General features: G+C 59.4%; 16 protein-coding genes, 2 pseudogenes and 1 other annotated feature. Of the genes and pseudogenes, 12 read left to right on the forward strand and 6 right to left on the reverse strand.

The features are described from left to right. The first annotated feature begins 81 nt into the window (after positions 1-81). From fliK to AC4ANE_RS18015, 3 genes are all read left to right on the forward strand, one after another. Positions 82-1,719 carry a flagellar hook-length control protein FliK gene (gene fliK / locus AC4ANE_RS18005; RefSeq protein ID WP_031595100.1) on the forward strand — a complete coding sequence of 546 codons (1,638 nt, stop codon included), beginning with the start codon at positions 82-84 and terminating at the stop codon, positions 1,717-1,719. Next, on the forward strand, positions 1,719-2,042 hold the full coding sequence (locus AC4ANE_RS18010) for an EscU/YscU/HrcU family type III secretion system export apparatus switch protein (protein ID WP_002554226.1): 324 nt from the start codon (positions 1,719-1,721) through the stop codon (positions 2,040-2,042). The genes fliK and AC4ANE_RS18010 overlap by 1 nt, the downstream gene beginning before the upstream one ends. A 119-nt stretch (positions 2,043-2,161) precedes the next feature. Further along, on the forward strand, positions 2,162-3,058 hold the full coding sequence (locus tag AC4ANE_RS18015) for a metal-dependent hydrolase (protein ID WP_460408443.1): 897 nt from the start codon (positions 2,162-2,164) through the stop codon (positions 3,056-3,058). A gap of 18 nt (positions 3,059-3,076) precedes the next feature. Here AC4ANE_RS18015 and recR read toward each other — a convergent pair whose 3' ends face one another. Both recR and AC4ANE_RS18025 read right to left on the reverse strand, forming a co-directional pair. Further along, positions 3,077-3,679 carry a recombination mediator RecR gene (gene recR, locus AC4ANE_RS18020; protein WP_002554228.1) on the reverse strand — a complete coding sequence of 201 codons (603 nt, stop codon included), beginning with the start codon at positions 3,677-3,679 and terminating at the stop codon, positions 3,077-3,079. A 110-nt stretch (positions 3,680-3,789) separates the two neighbouring features. Further along, positions 3,790-4,673 (reverse strand): annotated as a pseudogene (locus tag AC4ANE_RS18025) (LysR family transcriptional regulator). 95 nt (positions 4,674-4,768) lie between these two features. Here AC4ANE_RS18025 and AC4ANE_RS18030 point away from each other — a divergent pair. The 5 genes from AC4ANE_RS18030 to AC4ANE_RS18050 all read left to right on the forward strand — a co-directional run bounded on the left by AC4ANE_RS18030 (position 4,769) and on the right by AC4ANE_RS18050 (position 10,035). Beyond that, a complete protein-coding gene (locus AC4ANE_RS18030) occupies positions 4,769-5,905 on the forward strand; it encodes a DSD1 family PLP-dependent enzyme (protein ID WP_002554230.1) in 1,137 nt (378 codons plus the stop codon). Next, positions 5,895-6,287, forward strand: coding sequence for a RidA family protein (locus tag AC4ANE_RS18035; protein ID WP_002554231.1), 393 nt, complete (start codon positions 5,895-5,897; stop codon positions 6,285-6,287). Before AC4ANE_RS18030 ends, AC4ANE_RS18035 begins: the two co-directional genes overlap by 11 nt. 19 nt (positions 6,288-6,306) lie before the next feature. Beyond that, positions 6,307-7,491, forward strand: coding sequence for an NAD(P)/FAD-dependent oxidoreductase (locus tag AC4ANE_RS18040; protein WP_460408444.1), 1,185 nt, complete (start codon positions 6,307-6,309; stop codon positions 7,489-7,491). 38 nt (positions 7,492-7,529) lie between these two features. Continuing rightward, entirely contained in the window at positions 7,530-8,390 is an 861-nt protein-coding gene (locus AC4ANE_RS18045; protein ID WP_002554233.1) for a GNAT family N-acetyltransferase, read from the forward strand. A 184-nt stretch (positions 8,391-8,574) separates the two neighbouring features. Then, entirely contained in the window at positions 8,575-10,035 is a 1,461-nt protein-coding gene (locus AC4ANE_RS18050; RefSeq protein ID WP_002554234.1) for an aldehyde dehydrogenase family protein, read from the forward strand. A 900-nt stretch (positions 10,036-10,935) separates the two neighbouring features. Here AC4ANE_RS18050 and rlmM read toward each other — a convergent pair. After that, positions 10,936-12,009, reverse strand: a complete 1,074-nt coding sequence (gene rlmM / locus AC4ANE_RS18055) for a 23S rRNA (cytidine(2498)-2'-O)-methyltransferase RlmM (RefSeq protein WP_002554235.1) — start codon at positions 12,007-12,009, stop codon at positions 10,936-10,938. 192 nt (positions 12,010-12,201) lie between these two features. Between rlmM and acnA the strand changes: the two genes are divergently transcribed. The 4 genes from acnA to AC4ANE_RS18075 all read left to right on the forward strand — a co-directional run bounded on the left by acnA (position 12,202) and on the right by AC4ANE_RS18075 (position 18,985). Continuing rightward, the gene (gene acnA, locus AC4ANE_RS18060; RefSeq protein WP_460408446.1) at positions 12,202-14,946 is read left to right on the forward strand and encodes an aconitate hydratase AcnA; all 2,745 of its coding nucleotides are present in this window, start codon (positions 12,202-12,204) and stop codon (positions 14,944-14,946) included. A 147-nt stretch (positions 14,947-15,093) separates the two neighbouring features. Then, complete coding sequence (locus AC4ANE_RS18065) at positions 15,094-15,867, forward strand: CPBP family intramembrane glutamic endopeptidase (protein WP_460409004.1); 774 nt, start codon at positions 15,094-15,096, stop codon at positions 15,865-15,867. A 96-nt stretch (positions 15,868-15,963) separates the two neighbouring features. Next, complete coding sequence (locus AC4ANE_RS18070) at positions 15,964-17,529, forward strand: methyl-accepting chemotaxis protein (protein ID WP_031595104.1); 1,566 nt, start codon at positions 15,964-15,966, stop codon at positions 17,527-17,529. A gap of 931 nt (positions 17,530-18,460) precedes the next feature. Beyond that, positions 18,461-18,985, forward strand: a complete 525-nt coding sequence (locus AC4ANE_RS18075) for a hypothetical protein (RefSeq protein ID WP_002554239.1) — start codon at positions 18,461-18,463, stop codon at positions 18,983-18,985. Between the two features lie 64 nt (positions 18,986-19,049). On the opposite strand, the pseudogene AC4ANE_RS18080 reads toward AC4ANE_RS18075, so the two are convergent. The 3 genes and pseudogenes from AC4ANE_RS18080 to AC4ANE_RS18090 all read right to left on the reverse strand — a co-directional run. Continuing rightward, positions 19,050-20,897 (reverse strand): annotated as a pseudogene (locus AC4ANE_RS18080) (autotransporter outer membrane beta-barrel domain-containing protein); the annotation flags it as partial. Positions 20,898-20,927: 30 nt separating this feature from the next. After that, a protein-coding gene (locus tag AC4ANE_RS18085; RefSeq protein ID WP_095178853.1) for an IS3-like element IS51 family transposase occupies positions 20,928-22,150 on the reverse strand; the annotation gives its coding sequence in 2 pieces (ribosomal slippage) (positions 20,928-21,865 and positions 21,865-22,150; 1,224 coding nt in all). After that, positions 21,756-21,872 (reverse strand) — a sequence feature (AL1L pseudoknot). Its footprint overlaps the gene before it by 117 nt. A 12-nt stretch (positions 22,151-22,162) precedes the next feature. Then, positions 22,163-22,660 carry a hypothetical protein gene (locus AC4ANE_RS18090; protein WP_460408447.1) on the reverse strand — a complete coding sequence of 166 codons (498 nt, stop codon included), beginning with the start codon at positions 22,658-22,660 and terminating at the stop codon, positions 22,163-22,165. Positions 22,661-22,737: the final 77 nt, after the last annotated feature.

Below are 22,737 nucleotides of genomic sequence, written 5' to 3' on the forward strand. Positions count from 1 at the left end.
TGGCGGCCGGTCCGGTTTTGGCCGGTATTATACATGCGAGTCCTGTTATCAAAGGGGCAATTTCCTCAGGTCGATATTTCAATGACAGGCGACATCACCAGCGTCCCGGCGACAATCCCTACCACAACCCTGCTGCGCGCCGGCATCTCCCCTGCGCAGGTGCTGACCCTGCTGCAATCGGCGGATAATCTGATCCCCGAAGGCGAAACCGTCGACGCCGAAGTGCTGACCCTCAAGCAGGTCAACCAGAACTTCCAGTTGCTGCTGCGGCTGGTACTCGCCAATGGCAGCCTGACCAACCTGCAGGTCACCAGCAGCGTACCGTTCACGCCCGGCAGCCTGTTGCAGGTGGCGCAAGCCTCGCCCAACGAGCTGACACTGACGCTGCAACAGATCAACAGCGCACTGAAAAACTCGATGACCAGCATCGATACGCAACAATTGCCGGTCGGCACGCTGTTGCAGGGCAAGGTCATGACCAGCCAGGTGATCGCGCAGGCAGTCAATCAACTGGCCACGCAAAACCCGGGTGCCGCAACGCCCACCTATCGCTCCATCGTGATGCTGCTCAATACTGCACTGGCGGGCTCCAGCCTGACCATCGAAAGCCCGCAGCCGCTGACGGTCGGCAGCCTGCTGAGCGCGCAGGTACAAGGCAACCAGGCGCTGAACTTCGTCGCCCTGCCCGGTCGTTTCGATCAACTGGCCGTGGCGCAGCAACTGGCTGCTCAGCAAAACCGCCAGGGCTCGCTGGATAACCTGATCAACGCCCTGCAAAACCTGCAGTCAGCCAATACAACCAGTGCCAGCCCTGCCAGCAACTCTGGGATCAGCGCCCCGCTGCAAGCCGCCATCAGCCAGTTGCTGGACGATCTGCCCGACATAGAGCAGATGAGCACACCGAAAGGCGTCGCCCAGGCCCTCAATGCCAGCGGCGTGTTTCTGGAAGCGAAGCTGCTTGCCGGGCTCAATCCGGCTCAGGTTCCGGACATGAAAGCCAACCTGATGCGCCTGATTGCACAGATTCTGCCGGGGTTGCCGGACAACACCACTTACAGCGCCGCCGCTGCTTCCAACACCCTGGCGCGGGCCATGCCCAATGCGATTCGCAATGCCCTGGGCACCCTTGGGCTGGTTGCCGCACGCACCCAGCCGAGCATCTTTCCGTTGCCGTCGCGCAATGTTAGCGGTGGCGAAAAAGAGGACGACCTGGAGATTCTGCTCAAGCTGGCTGCGGCGGCTGTTTCGCGCCTGCAAAGCCACCAGTTGGGCGGTCTGGAGCAGACCCGCACCAATGCCGACGGCACGCAGGTGACCACCTGGCAACTGGAAGTGCCGATGCGTAACGCGCATGACATCGTGCCCTTGCAGGTCAAGGTGCAGCGTGAAGACAAGCCGGATCAGGAAGCTGCCGAAGACCGCGACGATGTCGAGATCAAGGAAACCCGGGAAAAGCTCTGGAAAGTCGATCTGGCATTCGACCTTGAGCCGTTGGGGCCGCTGCAGGTGCATGCGCAGTTGTTGCGCGGCACGCTGTCCAGTCAGCTATGGGCCGAGCGGCCCGACAGTGCGGCCTTGATCGAACATGAACTGGGATATTTGCGCGAGCGGCTGATTGCCTGCGGCCTGGCAGTGGGCGAACTGGCCTGCAGCCACGGCGCACCGCCCAGCGGCCCGCGCACCGCCCTTGAACAACGCTGGATTGACGAGAACGCCTGATGTCCCTACCCGATCATGTCCCGCGCCAGGCTATTGCCCTGAGCTACGACGGCCAACAGGCCCCGACGCTCAGCGCCAAGGGCGACGACCAGCTGGCCGAGGCCATTCTGGCCATTGCCCGTGAATATGAAGTGCCGATCTACGAGAACGCCGAACTGGTCAAACTGCTGGCACGCATGGAACTGGGCGACAGCATCCCCGAGCCGCTCTACCGCACGATTGCCGAAATCATCGCGTTTGCCTGGCACCTGAAAGGCAAGTTTCCGGTGGGTCAGGACCCGGATGCGCCGCCGGTGGAGCGGGATATTACGCCGCGTCGATAAACGCGCAGGCACCATCGCGAAATAGTCTTGCAGTTGGTCTGCCAGAGGCATTGTTGAACGTCTGAACATCTAATCTTCGTGGTTACTGAAATCAAGAGTACTCAGTCGGAGGATTAATGATGAATCATCATACAGCGCCGGTGTCGGCAGAACTCAATTACGGGAGCACCCAGGATGGCCTGATATCCATGATCCCGGTGCGCAGAGACCTGAAGTTTGACCTGCCGGCGGATCGCATTACCGACTGGCACAACCACTGCGTTCAGACAACGGTATTGCTCAATACTATGTCCATCGTAACGCCGCTGACGGAGCGCTACATCATCGAGAGCCTGCGCGAATATCGCGAGAGTATCGAAGATCCGGAGCTGATCGAGAAAATCGACGGTCTGGTGGCGCAAGAGGCCATCCACAGCCGTGAGCACCGACGCTACAACGCCTTGATTGAGGCAGCCGGGCTGCCCGTCGACCAAATCATCCGGGGATGGCAGACCTTGTACGGTATCACCCAAAAGCGCTGGGTTGCCCGATGGTTCAGGTTGGCGACGGTCATGATGCTCGAACATCACACCGCTGCCGCCTCGTCAAAACTGTTGAAAATGCCATCCATTCTGCAGAGCAGCGTCGAAGGCTATCGAGACATGCTGACTTGGCATTCACTCGAGGAGCTCGAACACAAGTCGGTGTCCTTTGAGGTCTGGCAGCAGGTGATCACGCCAGGATGGCGGCAGTACGTGTACCGCACACTGACCACATTGGTTATAAGTCCACCCTTCTGGAGTGCCTTTTATATCTCACTGCTGCGGGTACTCTGTGCAAGCAGGCGGTCGGACAAAGCGCTGTCCGGCTACTGGCAGTTGTTCAAGATGATGTTTGGCGTCAGAGGCTTGATCTCCTCCAACGCCTGGGTATGGATTCAGTACCTGCTGCCAGGCTATCACCCTTGGAAGGACGACAACAGCGCTGCCCTGGCATCCGCCATGAGAAAGCTGGTCAGACGCCAGACCTCACCTTGAAGGAGGCTGTCGGCACGGTCACAACGCAATCGGCTTGCGCCCTGCAAACGAGTGCGCCAGGGTGCCGCCGTCGACCAGATCCAGCTCGCCACCCAATGGCACACCGTGAGCAATGCGCGACGCCACCAGGCCTTTTTCGTGGAGCAACTGGGCGATGTAATGCGCCGTCGCTTCGCCTTCCACCGTCGGGTTGGTGGCGAGGATCACCTCAGTGAAGGTGCCCTGCTGGCTGATACGCTCCATCAGTTGCGGAATGCCGATGGCTTCCGGTCCCAGGCCGTCGAGTGGCGACAGATGGCCCTTGAGCACAAAGTAGCGACCGCGATAACCAGTCTGCTCCACCGCGTAGACATCCGTCGGCCCTTCCACCACACACAGCAGCGTGTCATCACGGCGCGGGTCGGCGCATTGCGGGCAGAGCTCCTCTTCGGTGAGGGTGCGGCATGAGCGGCAATGACCAACGCCATCCATCGCCTGCCCCAAGGCCAGCGCCAGCCGTGAGCCGCCGCTGCGGTCGCGCTCCAGCAGCTGCAACGCCATGCGTTGAGCGGTTTTCTGACCGACGCCCGGCAGCACGCGGAAGGCATCGATCAACTGGCGAATCAGGGGGCTGAAGCTCATGGAGAAAAATCCGACAAAAATACAAGACGCGGTTTATACCCGCGCGTTGCTGTGAGCGTCAATTGAGGTGTTCGATACTGCGACCAACAGCGCCTACGTGATTAATGTGATCAGCTCTTCAGCGCCGTCTCCAGAAACTCCGTCAGTGCCTGCACCCTGGCGCTGCGGTGCTTGCGCACGGGCCCAGCAGGTTGATCGGAGCGCTGGCCAGTTGCCAATCGGCCAGCACCCTCACCAGCCTGCCGCTGGCAATGGCGTCGCTGACGTCCCACTGCGAGCGCAAGACGATGCCCAGCCCCTGCTCGGCCCAGCGCCGGGCAACCGAGCCGTCGTTGCTGAGCAGCGCAGGCTCGATGCGCAGGGTCTTTTTCGCCTGGCCCTTGCTCAGGTGCCAGAGGGTCACGTCTTCATCGTTTTCGCGAATGCAGATGCAGCGATGACAAGCCAGCTCGTCAGGCGTCGAAGGCGCGCCGTGCTGCTCCAGATAAGCCGGGCTGGCGCACAGCCAGCGATGGTTGTGCGCCAGAGGTCTGGCGATCCACAGACTGTCATTGAGGCTGCCGATATGAATCACTGCGTCGCTGTCATGCCGATCAGGCCACGGCGTTTCGCGCAGGTCCAGGTGCAGGCACAACTGCGGATGCAGTTTGGCAAAGCGCGCCAGCAAAGGCGCAATGCGCTGGCGACCGTAACCAAACGGCGCTGCCAGACGCAGGGTGCCGACCAGTCGCTCATCGTGCTGCTTGAACGATTCCGGAAGCGCTTCAAGCTGTTCCAGCAGGTGCGCGCTTTCCTGTGCGAAACGTTCGCCATCGGCCGTCAGGCTCAAGCGCCTGGCGTCACGATTGGCCAGGGTAATGCCCAGTTGCGTCTCCAGCTTGCGCAAGCGCATCGACAACGCGGGCGGCGAGACATTCAGGACTCTGGCAGCAGCACTGAGGGATTCGCAGCGCGACAGGGTCACGGCCAGACGCAGGTCTTCAATAGCGATCATTCAGCTCAGCTTAAGGATTGATGACAAAGCATTGAACCACAGCTTCATCACGCATGAGTAGAGTGACAGCCGTACCCAGTCACGCGAGCTCTGCCATGTCTGCCCTCTTGTCTTCTCTCGATACGCCTGTCGCGTTGCTTGATGTGCCGCGTATGCAGCGCAATATCCAGCGCATGCAACACCGCATGAATGAACTGGGTGTGCGTTTGCGTCCGCACGTGAAGACCAGCAAATGCCTGCCGGTGATTCAGGCGCAGATAGCTGCAGGTGCCAGCGGCGTGACGGTCTCGACCCTGAAGGAGGCCGAACACTGCTTTGCCGAGGGCATCAACGACGTGTTCTACGCCGTCGCCATCGCACCTGGCAAACTGGACCAGGCACTCAAACTGCGGCGCAACGGTTGCCGCCTGAGCATCCTGACCGACAGCGTGGTCGCTGCCCAGGCGATTGTCGCCTTCGGCCAGCGACATGATGAGAACTTTGATGTGTGGATCGAAATCGATTGCGACGGCCATCGTTCCGGGCTGACCGTCGACGACCCTTCGCTCTTCGACGTCGCGAGAACGCTGATCGAGGGCGGCATGCACCTGCGAGGGGTCATGACCCATGCCGGGTCCAGTTACGACCTCGACACCCCCGAAGCGCTGCAAGCCCTCGCCGAGCAGGAGCGCAGGCTTTGCGTCAGCGCCGCCGAGCGCATTCGGCAAGCGGGGCTGCCCTGCGCGGAAGTCAGCATCGGCTCGACGCCTACCGCGCTGTCGGCGCAGAGCCTGCAAGGCGTGACCGAAGTACGTGCCGGGGTCTATGTATTCTTCGATCTGGTGATGCACAACATCGGCGTGTGCCGCGCCGACGAACTGGCCCTGAGTGTGCTGACCACGGTCATCGGCCATCAGCAGGACAAGGGCTGGATCATCGTTGACGCAGGCTGGATGGCCATGAGCCGGGATCGCGGCACCCAGCGCCAGTGTGAGGATTTCGGCTACGGCCAGGTGTGCAGCGAAACCGGCGAGTGGATCGACGGCGCGCGGGTGACGGGTGCCAATCAGGAGCATGGCATCATCACGCTCGCCACCGGCAGCCAGGCAGACATTACTGCGCGCTTCCCCATCGGCAGCCGGCTGCGCATTCTGCCCAACCACGCCTGTGCTACCGGTGCGCAGTTCCCGGACTACCACGCCTGCGATGCCGAAGGCGCAATTCACACCTGGAGTCGCTTGCATGGCTGGTGATATCGAACTGATTCGCACACCCCTGGCCGCCGCGCCAGGCGGGCATTATTCCCAGGCAGTGTTGCATGAAGGCACGCTGCATGTTTCCGGGCAACTGCCGGTGCGCGCTGACGGCAGCCACAGCGTCGACGAGCCATTCGAGGTGCAGGCCGTTATTGCGCTGGACAACCTGGCTGCCATTCTTGAGGCAGCAGGATGCACGACCGATGACCTGCTGAAAGTGACCATTTACATCGCAGGCATCCAGCACTGGCCGGCCTTCGACCGCATTTATGCAGGCTATCTGGGCGACCATCGCCCGGCCCGCGCCGTGGTGCCGGTTCCAGAATTGCACCACGGCTACCTGATCGAGATCGAAGCCCTGGCGCGCACCGTACGATGAACACTATCGGGAGCACCTCATGACCCCGCAAAAAAGCGACGTTCTGATTATCGGCGGCGGCTTCATGGGCTCGTCATCAGCGTTTTTCCTGCGCCAGCACGGGCGCTCGGTAACTCTGCTGGAACGCGACCAGATCGGCCAGTACGCCAGCGGCGTCAACTTCGGCAACGTGCGCCGCCAGGGCCGCTTTCTCGGCCAGCTGGAACTCTCCAATCGCTCCTGGGCGCTGTGGAAACGCCTGCCCGAACTGATCGGCGAAGACCTGGAGTTCATTCCAAGCGGCCATATGCGCGTGTGTTATCGCGAAGACGAAATCGCTGAACTGGAGGCCTATGCCGCCGCACCCGAAGCCCGCGAGCTGGATTTGCAGGTGATCAGGGGCAAGACGCTGCATGAGCGCTTCCCGTTTCTCGGCCCGGAGGTCAAAGGCGGCTCTTATGCGCCCCACGACGGGCACGCCAACCCGCGCCTGGCCGCACCCGCCTTCGCCCGTGCGGCGATTCGCGCCGGGGCAAGAATCGAAGAGCGCACCGAGGTGGCAGAGGTGCAGAAGGTCGGCGGCGAGTTTCACGTCAGCACCACCGACGGCCAGTTGTTCGTCGCCGAGCAATTGCTGATCACCGCCGGGGCCTGGGCGGCCAAGCTGGCCGAGCAGTTCGGCGAGCCGGTTCCGCTGGAGCCCAACGGGCCGCAAATGTCAGTGACCGAACCGGTTCCCTACGCCCTGCCGACGGTGCTCGGAGTGTTCACCAAAATCAAGGAAGAAGTGATCTATTTCCGCCAGATACCGCGCGACAACATCATCATCGGCGGTGGTAATCGCAACAAACCGGACATGCTCAATCGCCGCGCCTACTTCAAGCCGGAAAGCCTGATCAACCAGATGAAGCAGATGAAACGCCTGTTACCCGGCGCAGAGAAGCTGAACATCATCCGTGTCTGGAGCGGCATCGAGAGCTATACGCCGGATTCTCTGCCGATCATGGGCCGCAGTGGCAAGGTGGACGGCCTGTTCTACGCGTTTGGCTTCTGCGGCCACGGCTTTCAGCTCGGCCCCGGCGTCGGCGATGTCATGGCCGAGCTGATCAGCACCGGCAGTACGCGCACCTTGATCAGCCCGTTCGATATTCGCCGCTTCACTGACCCGACGGCCATCGAGATGCCGTTCACGTCCAGCCTGATGAGCACAGGCAAGCTCATATGAGCCGAAACGACCCACTTCACCCTTGCAACGGAGGCTCCATGCACGCGACCCCAGATACCCTCTATCGATATCGCCCGGTGACTGAGGCGGACATTCCTGCGGCCCATGCCCTCTCGGTACACCTCAAATGGCCGCACCGCGAAGAAGACTGGGCCATGGTGCAACGCACCTCCGAGGGTTTTGTCGCCGAACGTGACGGCCAACTGGTGGGCGTGGCATTCACCTGCCACCAGGGCGACTGGTCATCCATAGGTCTGGTGATTGTCAGCGATGAACATCAGGGCAAAGGCATCGGTCGCCGCCTGATGCATCTGTGCCTTGACGCAACCGCACCGCGCACACCGATCCTCAATGCCACGGAACTGGGCGCGCCGTTGTACCGGAGCCTTGGCTTTGTCGATTTTGCGCGGATCCAGCAGCATCAGGGCATTGCTGACCTGTCAGGGCTGGCGACACCGAGCGATGGTCTGCCGGTTCGGACGCTATGTCCGGCCGACCATGCCGAACTGATCAGGCTGGCCAACACGGGCAGCGGTCTGGATCGCACCGTCGTGCTGAATGACCTGTTGTCGCGCGATGCAGAAGAGGTGGTGGGCATCGACCATGAGGGGCGCCTGACAGGCATCGCCCTGCTGCGTCGCTTCGGCAGCGGGCATATCATCGGCCCGCTGGTGGCCCGTGACGTGGGGCAGGCACGGCAGTTGATTGCCCATCTGCTGCAACGGATACCCGGCATGTTCGTGCGCTTCGACATTCTGGCTGATTGCGGCCTGGCGCCGTGGCTCGAAAGCCTTGGCCTGCCGTGTGTCGACAGGGCACCGCGCATGGTGCTCGGAACGCCGCCGCCATCGAGCAAGAACGTGCAGCAGTTTGCACTGGTGACCCAGGCCATAGGCTGAAATCAGCGCGGATAAAGCCCCGGAACAGGTCCGCAATGTTAGCGGGTCGCATACAGCAGATTATTCTTTGCAGACCGGCAGATCGGCGCTTTTTATCCAGACCGCTTTGTTAGCTTATAGGCATATAACGGCCTGATATCAAACGGCCTGACCTCGCCCATTATCGCTCCAGGGAGCTCGCTGGATGACCTCACAGTCCTTGAACAGCCGTCGCGTTGATCCAGACACCGCGCAGAAATTCTATATTGATGGTCGCTGGTCGGCGCCGCTCAACCCGGCCAGTATTGCGGTGATCAACCCGGCGACCGAAGAAGTGGTGGCGCACGTTGCCAGTGGCTCGGCCGCCGACGTCGACCGCGCGGTTGCAGCGGCGCGGGCAGCCTTTGCGGGCTGGTCCGGCACCTCGGCGCCCGCCCGGGCCGAGATAATCGGGCGCATCCATGAGCTTATCCTCGAGCGCAAGGAACAACTGGCGCAGGCCATCTCGCTGGAGATGGGTGCAGCTATCAGTTCTGCGCGGGCGATGCAGGTGCCACTTGCCGCAGAGCACGTTCGTGTTGCGCGTGACCTGCTGGCGACCTATCGCTTCCAGAGCGTCGAAAGCGGCACCGCGATTGAACGCGAACCCATCGGTGTGTGCGGGCTGATCACGCCGTGGAACTGGCCGCTGTATCAAATTACTGCAAAAGTCGCCCCGGCGATTGCCGCTGGCTGCACGGTGGTGCTCAAACCCAGCGAACTCTCGCCATTGAGCGCCTTGTTGTTCGCGCAACTGGTGCATGACGCGGGCCTGCCGCCGGGAGTGTTCAACCTGGTCAATGGCAGCGGCCCTGAAGTAGGCAGCGCGATGGCTGCGCACCCTGACATCGACATGATCTCGATCACCGGGTCCAACCGTGCAGGCGCGCTGGTTGCGCAGGCTGCCGCACCGACCGTGAAACGGGTGACTCAGGAACTGGGCGGTAAATCACCGAACATTCTGCTGCCCGACGCCGACTTCGCCAAAGCGGTGCCGCCCGGCGTGATGGCCGCGTTCCGCAACGTTGGCCAGTCGTGCAGCGCGCCGACCCGCATGATCGTGCCCAGGAACCGACTGGCGGAAGTTGAAGCGCTGGCAGCCGAGACGGCCAAGACGATCATTGTGGGAGATCCGCAGCGTGAGGAAACAGTGCTGGGGCCGATCGCCAACGAGGCACAGTTTCACCGCGTACAGGCGATGATCGATGCCGGGCTGAGTGAAGGCGCGAAGCTGGTCTGCGGCGGGCCAGGCCGTGTGCAAGGCCATGAGCAAGGCTTCTACACCCGGCCGACGGTATTTTCCGAAGTGGACTCGTCCATGCGTATCGCCCGGGAAGAAATATTTGGTCCGGTGCTGTGCCTGATTGCCTACGACACGGTTGATGAGGCCGTGGCGATTGCCAACGACACCGTTTACGGTCTGGGCGCGCATGTACAGGGGCAGGATCTTGAGCAGGCCCGTTCGGTGGCTTCGCGCATTCGTGCCGGACAAGTGCATCTGAACTACCCCGCCTGGAACCCGATGGCCCCGTTCGGCGGCTACAAGCGCTCGGGCAATGGCCGCGAGTATGGCGTGCATGGCTTTGAAGAGTATCTGGAGACCAAGGCTATTGTGGGGTTTGGTTGAGTGGCGCTGGTGCTGAAAGTCCGGAAAATGGGCTCAGACTACGATGAGGATCGTTCCCACGCTCCGCGTGGTAATGCCTTTCGTGACGCTCTGCGTCACACAGTTCTGCGATTCAGTGAGATTCAGGGTCGACTCAGGTCACCTTTTCGCCCCTCGGCGAGTGACTTTGACGGGGCAAAGTAACCAAACCCCTCGCTCCTGTTTCCGGCCCGACTTCGTCGGGTTCCTTCGCCCTGACACTGATCCGGGGGTCGCCGCAACGGGCCATCCTTGGCCCGGTGCGGCTTGCTCGGCTTCCTGCCTCGCATCCCCCGGATCAGCGCCAGGACTCAGCCGTCACTAACGTCGCACTCTGCGTCGTCAGTGCCATCGCGGTTAAAAAGCACTGCGTTTGATTATCGTGCCTGCGCTCCGCGTAGGCATGCAGTTCGTGACGCTCTGCGTCACACAGCGGTTCTGCGACTTCAGGTGGATTGAGGGTCGACTCAGGTCACCTTTTCGCCCCTCGGCGAGTGACTTTGACGGGGCAAAGTAACCAAACCCCCTCGCTCCTGTTTCCGGCCCGACTGCGTCGGGTTCCTTCGCCCTGACACTGATCCGGGGGTCGCCGCAACAGGCCATCCATGGCCCGGTGCGGCTAGCCTGGCGTCCTGCCAGGCTACCCCCGGATCAGCGCCAGGACTTAGCCGTCACTAACGTCGCACTCTGCGTAGACAGTGCCATCGCGGTTGAAAAGCACTGCGTTGGCAGCGACTGCGTGTAAGGCATGACATTGTTTCGTATCGAAGATTTGTGACGCAGAGCGTCACGAACTGCGTACCAACGCGGAGCATTGGCACGATAATCCGATAGTCACTGAAATCCGATAGTCACTGAAGCATGCGGCGCGAGTGTGAGAAATCACTTTCTGGCCGCTTTGGCCACATCAAGCCTGCGCAGGTGGCAGGTGACTTCTTCGCGGTCGTGGTAGAGCTGTTTGCAGCCGATCGACACCCGTACGCCACGCGCCTGAAAGCCTTCTTCGATACGGTCGAGCAATCGGCGTACTTCGGCGTAGCGCTGTTTCATCGGCAGTTTGAGGTTGACCACTGCTTCGCGGCACAGGCCTTCACCCAGCCAGGTTTCCAGCAACGCGGCATTGCGCGCAGGCTTCTCGACGATGTCGCAGACCATCCAGTCCACCGGATGCCGGGGTTTGTAGGTAAAACCGTCAGCCATCAAGTGCTGGACCAGCCCGGTATCCATCAGGCTTTCCGCCATCGGCCCATTATCGATGGCCGTCACCAGCATGCCCCGGCGCACCAGTTGATACGTCCAGCCACCCGGTGCGGCGCCAAGGTCCACGCCGGTCATGTCGCCGGAAAGGCGTTCGTCCCACTGGTCTCTGGGGATGAAATGGTGCCATGCCTCTTCCAGCTTCAAGGTGGAACGGCTAGGCGCCTCGCGGGGAAACTTGAGGCGCGGGATGCCCATCGGCCACATGGCAGAGTTGTCCGCATCGGCCAGACCGAGAAACACTTCACGGCCACTCTTGAAGGTCAGTAACAGACGCGGCTTGCGCGGATCGTCAACCAGCTTGCCTGCCTGCATCAGAGCCTTGCGCAGCGGTGCCTCGAACTTCCTGCAGAAATTCGACAGCTCCTTGCCGTCGTTGGTATCCACGACCTCAAGCCACAGGCTGCCGCAGCCCGGAAACGCCGAAAGCTGCGCAAGGATCACACTGATGCGGTCGGTTTCCGGCAACTCGAGAAACATCCCCCGCGCCCATTGCCGGGGAAAGATCAGCGCGTCGAAACGCTGACCATTCATCAACCGTTCGGCACCATCCGCCTCGGTGCAGATGAATTCGGCACAGGCGGTATCGGGACGTGCCTTGGCGTACCCGGCAACGTCCAGGCGCGCGGCGTGATCGGATATCTCCGAGCAGACTTCGCCCTCAAAACCGGGTCGGCAGTGCATAAACAGTGTATTCATGGGTTACTCCTGGGCAGTGGGCACTCGGGCGTAACCCCGCAGACTTGAAAGCCGCGCATGATAGCCCAATCCAGGAACCACTGGTGCTGCGCAACAGTCCACAGCAGTTGAAGCCTGATGCGGCGCTCCCGACCTGATGCACATGGAGCCCGTGAACCGATGTTCGGAGAACAATCCAGAAAGGAGACATTCATGCCCTCCCTTGATAGCCTGAAGAGCCTGAAAACGCTCGAAATCGACAACAAGACCTATCATTATTTCAGCCTGCCGGAAGCTGCCCGCTCCCTTGGCGACCTCGACAAGCTGCCCATGTCACTCAAAGTGCTGCTGGAAAACCTGCTGCGTTGGGAGGACAACAAGACCGTCACTGGCAACGACCTCAAGGCTATTGCCGACTGGCTGACCGAGCGCCGTTCGGACCGGGAAATTCAATACCGCCCTGCCCGCGTGCTGATGCAGGACTTCACCGGTGTGCCGGCAGTGGTCGATCTGGCCGCCATGCGCGCTGCCGTGGCCAAGGCTGGTGGTGACCCGCAGCGCATCAACCCGCTGTCCCCGGTGGACCTGGTCATCGACCACTCGGTGATGGTCGACAAGTTTGGCAACGCCGAAGCGTTCGGCGAGAACGTCGACATCGAGATGCAGCGCAACGGTGAGCGCTACGCGTTCCTGCGTTGGGGCCAGAGCGCTTTCGATAACTTCAGCGTAGTGCCGCCCGGCACCGGCATTTGCCATCAGGTGAACCTCGAATACCTGGGCCGCACTGTGTGGACCAAGGAAGAAGACGGCCGCACTTACGCGTTCCCCGACACCCTGGTCGGCACCGATTCGCACACCACGATGATCAATGGCCTTGGCGTGCTGGGCTGGGGCGTGGGCGGTATCGAAGCCGAAGCGGCGATGCTTGGCCAACCGGTGTCGATGCTGATCCCGGAAGTCATCGGTTTCAGGCTGACCGGCAAATTGAAGGAAGGCATCACCGCCACCGATCTGGTGCTGACGGTCACCCAGATGCTGCGCAAGAAAGGTGTGGTCGGCAAGTTTGTCGAGTTCTACGGCGACGGCCTGGCTGATCTGCCACTGGCAGACCGGGCGACCATTGCCAACATGGCACCGGAATACGGCGCGACCTGTGGTTTCTTCCCGGTCGATGAGGTGACGCTGGACTACCTGCGTCTGTCCGGTCGTCCTGACGAGACCGTCAAGCTGGTCGAGGCGTATTGCAAAGCTCAGGGCCTGTGGCGTCTGGTAGGTCAGGAACCGGTGTTCAGCGACAGTCTGGAACTGGACATGAGTACCGTGGAAGCCAGCCTTGCAGGCCCCAAACGTCCTCAAGACCGTGTCGCGCTGCCGAATGTATCCAAGGCATTCAGCGACTTTCTCGGTTTGCAGGTCAAGCCCGCCAAGGTCGACGAAGGTCGTCTGGAAAGCGAAGGCGGCGGCGGTGTCGCGGTGGGCAACGAGGCTCAGGTCAGCGGTGAAACCCAGTATGAGTACAACGGCCAGACCTATAACCTGAAGGACGGTGCCGTGGTCATCGCGGCGATCACCTCCTGCACCAACACCTCAAACCCCAGCGTCATGATGGCCGCCGGGCTGGTGGCAAAAAAAGCTGTCGAGAAAGGCCTGAAGCGCAAGCCCTGGGTGAAAAGCTCGCTGGCACCCGGTTCGAAAGTCGTGACCGACTATTACAACGCGGCAGGTCTGACCCAATACCTCGACGCCCTGGGCTTCGATCTGGTGGGTTACGGCTGCACCACCTGTATCGGTAACTCCGGCCCACTGCTGGAGCCTATCGAAAAAGCCATTCAGCAATCCGACCTGACAGTGGCCTCGGTGCTCTCGGGCAACCGCAACTTCGAGGGTCGCGTCCATCCGCTGGTCAAGACCAACTGGCTGGCATCGCCGCCTCTGGTGGTCGCCTACGCACTGGCAGGCTCGGTGCGAATCGACATCAGCAGCGAGCCACTGGGCGAAGGGTCGGACGGGAAACCGGTTTACCTGCGCGATATCTGGCCAAGCCAGCAGGAAATCGCCGATGCGGTGGCCAGCGTCAACACCGGTATGTTCCACAAGGAATACGCCGAAGTGTTTGCCGGTGACGAACAATGGCAAGCCATCGAAGTGCCACAGGCCGCCACTTATGTCTGGCAGGACGACTCCACGTACATTCAGCACCCGCCGTTCTTCGAAGACATCGGTGGTCCATTACCGGTTAGCGAAGACGTGGAAAACGCGCGCATCCTCGCCTTGCTGGGCGACTCGGTGACCACCGACCACATCTCCCCTGCCGGGAATATCAAGGTCGACAGCCCCGCCGGACGCTACCTTCAGGAAAAAGGCGTCAAGTATCAGGACTTCAACTCCTACGGCTCACGCCGCGGTAACCACGAAGTGATGATGCGCGGCACTTTCGCCAATATCCGCATTCGCAACGAAATGCTCGGCGGTGAGGAAGGCGGTAACACGTTGCATGTGCCCTCCGGCGAGAAGCTGGCGATATACGATGCAGCCATGCGCTACCAGGCAGAAAATACGCCGCTGGTGATCATCGCGGGGCTGGAATACGGCACTGGCTCCAGTCGCGACTGGGCGGCCAAGGGTACTAATCTGTTAGGCGTCAAGGCTGTCATCGCCGAAAGCTTCGAACGGATTCATCGCTCGAATCTGGTCGGTATGGGCGTGCTGCCTTTGCAGTTCAAGAACGGCCAGACCCGCAAGACACTGGGCCTGACCGGCAAGGAAACGCTGAAAATCACCGGACTGACCAACGCCGACGTGCAACCGGGCATGAGCCTGACTCTGCATATCAACCGCGAAGACGGCAGCAAGGAAACCGTCGACGTGCTGTGCCGCATCGACACGCTTAACGAGGTGGAATACTTCAAGGCGGGGGGCATTCTGCATTACGTGTTGCGACAGCTGATCGCTTCCTGACACGCATTGCCTGACACGCAGCCTGCCCCAGCTTAGGGGTCAGGCTCGTGCATGAAGATTTGTCTAAGCTCAAACCGGCATCGCTGGACGTCGGATAGAATCCTGCGCTTCTTGAAGCAGGATGTATCTCATGAGTACGAGGCACGGCTGGTTCTCTTTCTTCTGAGTGCTGGCTACGCGCTTGCACTGTCCTATGGCAGCCTTGCCCCTTCTGCGGCCGCAAGTTTCAGCCTGTTGCTCCTCGCCTGGTTATGCGTGGCGTTGCCCTCCCATCAATACATCCGCCTTTTTGGTCACGCGCTGTTTATTGTGACGGGCCTCGCGTTGGCTTTTCATCTGGCACCCGGCTTCAATAGCGCGCAAGTCATCGAGGCCACCCGATTCACGGCCGATGCCCAGGTTTTTTCCATGTCGCTTTATCTGGACAAGCCTCTGATCGGCTTCTGGCTGATACTGGCCTGCCCGTGGATCATGCCCAGGGTCGACATGACCCATTCGCTGCAAACCGGCGTTCTCGCGCTGATCGTGACGTCAGCGTTCTGCATGACAGCAGCCGTCATTCTCAACGTTGTCGGCTGGGCACCCAAATGGCCTGATCAAGGCCTGATATGGCTGCTCAACAACCTGTTGCTGGTGACCCTGACCGAAGAACTGTTTTTTCGCGCATATCTGCAAGGCGGTCTGCAGCGCCTGTTCAAGGGCTCTAGGTTTGCGAGCGCACTGTCGATCACCCTTGCTGCAAGCCTGTTCGGGCTCGCTCACACAGGCGCCGGCTGGGAGTGGATGGTGCTGGCGAGCATGGCAGGTGTGGGTTACGGCATCGCGTTTCGTTTTGGTGGCCTGCAAGCGGCGATCATCAGTCACTTCGGTCTGAATCTGGTGCACTTCGGGCTTTTCACCTACCCCATGCTTGGCCGGTAATGCTGACTGCCCGGTCATTTGTGACGCACCGCTCAATTTATCGACACGCCGGCCGATAACACACCATAGTCTTCCGGATCGAAGGATCGAAACCCAATGCGCAACAACCAGCCCATCACTCAACATGAGCGGACTTTTCCTGCCGAGCAGCGACTGATCTCCACCACCGACACCCGCGGTACGATCACGTATTGCAACGATGCCTTCGTCGACATCAGTGGTTACAGCGAGGCGGAACTGCTCGGTGCAGCGCACAACACCGTGCGTCACCCGGACGTGCCACCTGCGGTTTTCGAGCACATGTGGACCACTCTCAAAACCGGGCAGCCGTGGATGGGCATCGTCAAGAATCGCTGCAAGAACGGCGATCATTACTGGGTCAACGCCTACGTAACGCCGATGCTGGAAAACCGCAAGGTGGTGGGTTTCGAGTCGGTACGCATCAAACCGACAGCCGAACAGATCCGTCGTGCCGAGGCGCTTTATGCCCGGATCAACAAGGGCAAGAGCGCGATACCGAGCCGCGACAAGTGGCTGCCGGTACTTCAGGACTGGCTGCCGTTCATTCTGGTCAGTCAACTGAGCTTCCTGATCGGCGTATGGCTCAACTCGCATTGGGGCTTTGCCCTGGCGGCGGCGCTTTCAGTGCCACTGGGCCTGCTGGGGTTGTCCTGGCAGCAGCGCGGCACCAAACGTTTGTTGCGCCTGGCCGAGCAGACGACCTCTGACCCACTCATCGCACAGATGTATACCGACAGCCGTGGCCCACAAGCGCGCCTGGAAATGTCGATCCTCAGCCAGGAAGCACGTCTGAAGACTTGTCTCACGCGTTTGCAGGACACCGCCGAACACTTGACCAGTCAGGCTCGTCAGTCCAACTCGCTGGCCAATGCCAGTTCGACCGGGCTGGAGCGCCAGCGTGTGGAAACCGAGCAGGTCGCCGCCGCGATCAACCAGATGGCCGCCACCACCCAGGAAGTCGCCAGCCACGTAAACCGTGCTGCCGATGCCACCCAGCAGGCCAATGAACTGACGCGTCGCGGCCGCGATATCGCCGGTGAAACCCGCGAAGCCATTCAGCGCCTGTCCACCTCGGTGGGTGAAACCGGCCTGACCGTGATCCGACTGGCCAAGGACAGCGATGAAATCGGCGGCGTGGTCGATGTGATCAAAGGCATCGCCGACCAGACCAACCTGCTGGCCCTAAACGCCGCGATCGAAGCGGCGCGCGCCGGCGAGATGGGCCGCGGCTTTGCGGTCGTGGCGGATGAAGTACGCCAGTTGGCGCAACGCACTGCTGAGTCCACCGGGCAGATCCATGGTCTGATCGCCAAACTGCAGCAGACCGCCAACGACGCGGTACAAACCATGGACGCAGGTCGCCGTCAGGCAGAAGAAGGCGTGGCCCGGGTGCTGGAAGCGGACCAGGCACTGGTGGGCATCAGCGAGGCCGTCGCCAACATCACTGACATGACCACCCAGATCGCCACCGCCACTGAAGAGCAAAGCGCCGTCGCCGAGGAGATCAACCGCAATATCGCCACCATCGCCAGCCTGGCTGACCAGACATCGGACGAAGCCCATCGCTCGGCAGTGTTGAGTGGTGAACTGACCGATACGGCAAACTCGCAGTATTCGTTGGTGGAGCGATTTAATCGCTGAGACTTGAGACTGTTTTCAACGCCTCGACAAACTTCGGTTGGTCGGGGCTTTTTTATGGAACGCTAGTGGTGTGCGCGGTTAGTTTTAAATATAAATCTGACAGAATCCGGGAAGCGATCTGAAGACTGCGTAGGATATTTCTTTAACACCTTCGACGACAGCAACGTAGCACTTTTTACCGTTACAGCGCACTCATACTCCGATGAGTTGAAATTCAAGTGGTGCGGTAGTTATTTATTACCCCTGTAACTATCGTTTATCACTTGAGTAAAAACTTCAGCTCTGCGCCATGTGGCGCCTGCCTTTTTAATTGGAGAGACAACTTGCAGGATTTCAGCGAGTACTATCAATTTTCCACACCCGTGTTCCAGCAGCAAGCCCTGTAGATAGCTTTCAGTCAGAGGTTCCTGCCAGCGACCATGTCACGATCAACTATAAGGTCATCGACTGTGCGGACAATGCGTCACTACTCTCGCACTCCGTGACGCTGTCAATGCAGCTTTAAGCACAGCAGCCTACATTTCTTGCCTACAACTTGACGGTTTCGCACGCTGATGCGTGCGAGACCCTAATGATAAAGTTGAGTGAATATTCCTATGCATGAGTGGGAATCTAGACAAAACGCAGTTTTTTACCTTTTGTAAGATTTATCTGTAGTTAACGTCCTACAGGTATTTCACGCAGAAAAAGTTCAAGAAAAATACCTGCACCCAGCTTTACCCTTTATTTACAGCATCCTTGACACTAATGATCAATAATTTAGTACGCACATGCTACAAAATGTAACCTCACAACCATACACAACCCGTGCATGGCTTTGAAATGGGCAGACACTTGACCTGAACACTTATGTGCCTTGTAATATTTCCGCTGCCGACAACTGCCGGCATATACATAACAACTCAACTTAATGTCAATAAAAGAGTTTACGATGGATAAAGAACAATCCACGGATGTAGCGGCGCGCACCCAAAAAGAAAAAAACAACCCCAAAAGCGCGAGTGCTGTTCAAGAAGCCCCACCCCACGAGAGCCTCTACCGACAGGCGAGCCCCCTCCATCTTCCGTCCGATATTTCCAACACGCTGAAAGCACCTGTGCTGCCTGACATCGATCCTGATTCCATCAGTCACGAACAGGCACATGCGGGCATTACCATTCATATCCCCGGGTCGGTCAAAATGTGCTGGGGTGACGAAATCCATTTCTATTGGGGGAAAAACCTGTCATCGACAACGCTTTTCCATCGGGTAGGCGAAAACAGCGTGGTACGTGTGCTGTGTATTTCCTACAACTTCACGCCCTATGTTCAGTACGGTCTGGTTGACCTGTATTACGAGCTTTATCGCGATCATCGCCTGATCGGCACATCGCCGGTGTTGCGGGTGAACGTCAACTATGCAGTGCCTGTCACGTCCCGACAGAGGCAACGCAAACGCAGGTTTATCGATCAATAACTGAAGAGCCCCCGGTGATCACTCACCGGGGACTCTGGTGTTGCTCAGGTACTGGCCTTAAGAATCAGAATGCCAGGCGTAGCCCCACATTCGCACCCCAGGGTTGCTCGATATGCCGACCTTTCATGTAATCGAAGTCTGCATGCAGTTTCAGACGCTCGGACAGCGACACCGATACCCCGGCGCCCAGTTCGCCGCGAGAACCGAACAGGCTGTTATCAAATTTAACATCGTTGGCTTTCACCTCGTTATGGCGCGAAAACTCCTGCGCAATGGCGACACGCACATAAGGCTGCAACACTCCGCCATCCTTGAGCGCAACACTGCGGCCGAGCGAGGTGCCAACCTTGCCCAATACCGACTGGGTCTGATCGTTCTTCGCTTTCATGCCGTTGTCCAGGCGCAGCTCCTGCCCCTGAACGACAACGCTGGACAGCTGAGCGAAGGGCTCAAGGAAGTAATCGTCCGCCAGCTTGATGTGGCGGCCGAACTCTACCCAGCCCCCTACCCCGTTGTTGGTGTAGTCACCCTTGGCCTTGCTTGCATCGCTCATGGCAACATCTGCCTTGTTGCGAAAGCGGTTGAGCTTGAGCACCCCGTCAACGTAGTAGCCGTCGTCCGACAGCCAGGTGGCATAGGCACCTGCATAGTAGCTGTCGACTTTTCCCGTAGTACCACGGCTCAAATCGATACCGGACGTGCTGTACCCTCCCAGCACACCCAACACCAATTGGCCGCTGCTGACCTCGACAGGCGCATCGGCACCCAGCGACAGGCCACTTTGCTTCTGCCGGTAGCCGACACCATCACTGGTCGTGGCATTAAGCCTGTTGCCATAGGCACGCATCCAGCCGCCCGCCCTGCCGCTTGCGCGAACCTCGCCCATGCGCGAACGCAGGGTAGAGAGCTCACTCATCCAGATGGCAGGTGCCGCGCTGTAAAGCGCAAGTGCGCTCTGGGTCGAGGGGCTTATGACCTTGTCTTTACCGACGATGAACCAGTCATTGCCCTGTTGCTCCAGCAGATAAGAATAGGCGCCGAGGTCGACACGCCCGCCCAGCAGGCTGAATTGCGCGTCACCACCTTCGGTATGCACCACCTTGAGCGGTGCCATGTCAGCAGAGACAACCTCCACCCCCGTGTTGCGCACCCGCAACCCGAACTGCCCACTGGCCGGGCCGTTGACGTCTATAAGATCTCCGACACCGTTGTCCAGATCCACGCGCAAGCCAAACGTGCCGCCCCCTGACAACTCATTCAGCGAAAGTGTATGGAACCCTTCACCAGCAAACGAAACCCTCCCCCCGTGCAGAGAAAGCGACTTGACGGCATTGTCGCCCTGCATCTGCCAGTGACTGCCCGAGGTAATCGCCAGACGGTTGCCATTGACGATGTTGCCGTTCAATTGCGCGTCGTTTTGCAGCGTGATGTTCAGGGTGCTGGTGTCATCGGCGACAAGGTCGCCGTAGAGGGTGCTGTTGTCGACGTTGAAGTTGACAGTGCTGTGATCTTCCACCTCCAGCAGGTTGCCATTTCCGGCCCATAGCTCGGAATGGTTTTGCACAGCAATGTCGGCCTCGATGTCGAGCGCAGCGCGCTGGTTTACTTTGATGGCGGCCCCGGCCAAACCCTGGACTATCGATCGGTCAATCACAGCAACGGACTTGTTTCCGACCAGTATTCCGGCTTGGGATCCATCTACCAGATGGATTCCATTCATGTCGCCTGTCACATGACTGTTGTCGGCGATCAGCACATTGGCGCCAGAAACAAAAATCCCCTGGCCACTTTTGCTTTGCGACGCAAACCCGCGCACATCGGTATTGAAAATACTCAGCGCCCCCCACAACCCGACTGAAATACCGTAGCCCGATCCCGATACATCGCTTGAATGAGCCGATACTGAACCGCCCCGGGTTTCTCGGAGACCCTTTTGTTTGAGTCATGCCACCTGGGCAGACTCGGTGAGTTGCTGATAATAGATTGCTTCTGCTTCGACCGGTGGAATATGACCGATTGGCTCCAGCAGGCGGCGGTGATTGAACCAGTCCACCCATTTCAGGGTTTCCAGCTCCACCGCCCCCCGTGTGGGCCAAGAGCGTCGATGAATCACTTCAGCCTTGTAAAGACCATTGATGGTCTCAGCCAAAGCATTGTCGTAAGAGTCACCGACACTCCCGACCGATGGCTCAATACCGGCTTCGACAAGACGCTCGGTATAGCGAATGGACACGTACTGCACGCCACGGTCACTGTGGTGAATGAGTCCACCCTGCTTGACTGGGCGACGGGCGTAAAGGGCTTGCTCCAGTGCATCGAGTACAAAATCGGTACGCGCTGAACTGGACACCTTCCAACCGACGATGAATCGGGCAAAGACATCAATGATGAAGGCCACGTAAACAAAACCCTGCCAGGTACTGACGTAGGTAAAGTCCGATACCCATAGGGCGTTCGGGCACTCAGCCACAAACTGACGGTTGACATGATCCTGCGGGCACGGCCTGGCTTGGTCGCTGACCGTCGTCTTGACGGGCTTGCCGCGTACCACGCCTTGCAGGCCCAGCTCTCCCATCAGACGTTGCACCGTACAGCGGGCGACTTGCAGTCCGTCACGCAGCAATTGTCGCCAGACCTTGCGCACGCCATATACCTGGAAGTGCTCATCCCAGACTCGCTGGATGTGCTCACCCAGTTCCTGGTCACGCTGCGCACGCGCTGACTGCTGGCTGGGGTCAGCCTGCTGAGCAGCGTACCGGTAGTACGTCGACGGGGCGATTGGCAACACCTTGCAAATCGGCTCGACCCCGTAAGACTGGCGGTTTTCATCAATAAACGTCTTCATCGTTTGAATGGGCGGTCGAGCTCCGCCTGGGCAAAATAGGCTGAGGCCTTACGCAAGATCTCGTTAGCTTGACGCAACTGACGGTTCTCACGCTCCAAGAGCTTGACTCGCTCACGTTCGACTGTGCTCAGCCCATCACGCTGGCCGCTGTTGCGCTCAGATTGGCGAACCCACAGCCGTAATGTCTCGGGCGTGCAGCCGATCTTGGGGGCAATGGCACTGATGGTGGCCCACTGCGACTCGTACTCAGGAAGGTGTTCGAAAACCATCCTGATGGCCCGCTCACGGACCTCTGGGGAATACTTCGGTAGTTTTTTCATCGCTCCATCCTCTCAAAGGTTGGAGTCTCCGAGAAACCCGGGGCGGTTCAATACCGTGGAGCCAGGGTTGATAGAGCCCATCACTCCATGAAGAACAATGCCGCTATCTGTCGCGTTTTTCACGGTAGCGTTGGAGAGACTACCCAGCGCATCGGAAAGGCTGATACCGCTTTCAACCACGCCGGACTGAATATTGACAGTAGCGTCTCTCACAACCACCTGGTCTGCTCGCCCACCGACAATATTAAGAATACTTTGATCACCAATATGATAAGAATCGAAGGGAGTATCAGGACCTACGGTAATGATTTCAGCCCGTCTAACGGTTTCATCTGGCAACTTTTCATCCGGCCACAATCCGGTGACTGCTTCAGTGTCTAAAGACAGACCATTATTATCGCTCGATGCCGCTGCCGACGCCTGCACATTAGCTAGAGCACCAAAGGCAATCACGGCAAGTTGAAACGCGCCACCCCGCGACTTAACGACATTACTTCTTCTACTAGACACCGTCCATCTCCTCGTTTTTTTGAGAGTGGAAAGATAGCTCACTTAATTCATAAACTCTGGCCCTGTTCAATACCCAA

It is taken from the genome of Pseudomonas sp. Pme6b, from assembly GCF_058129925.1.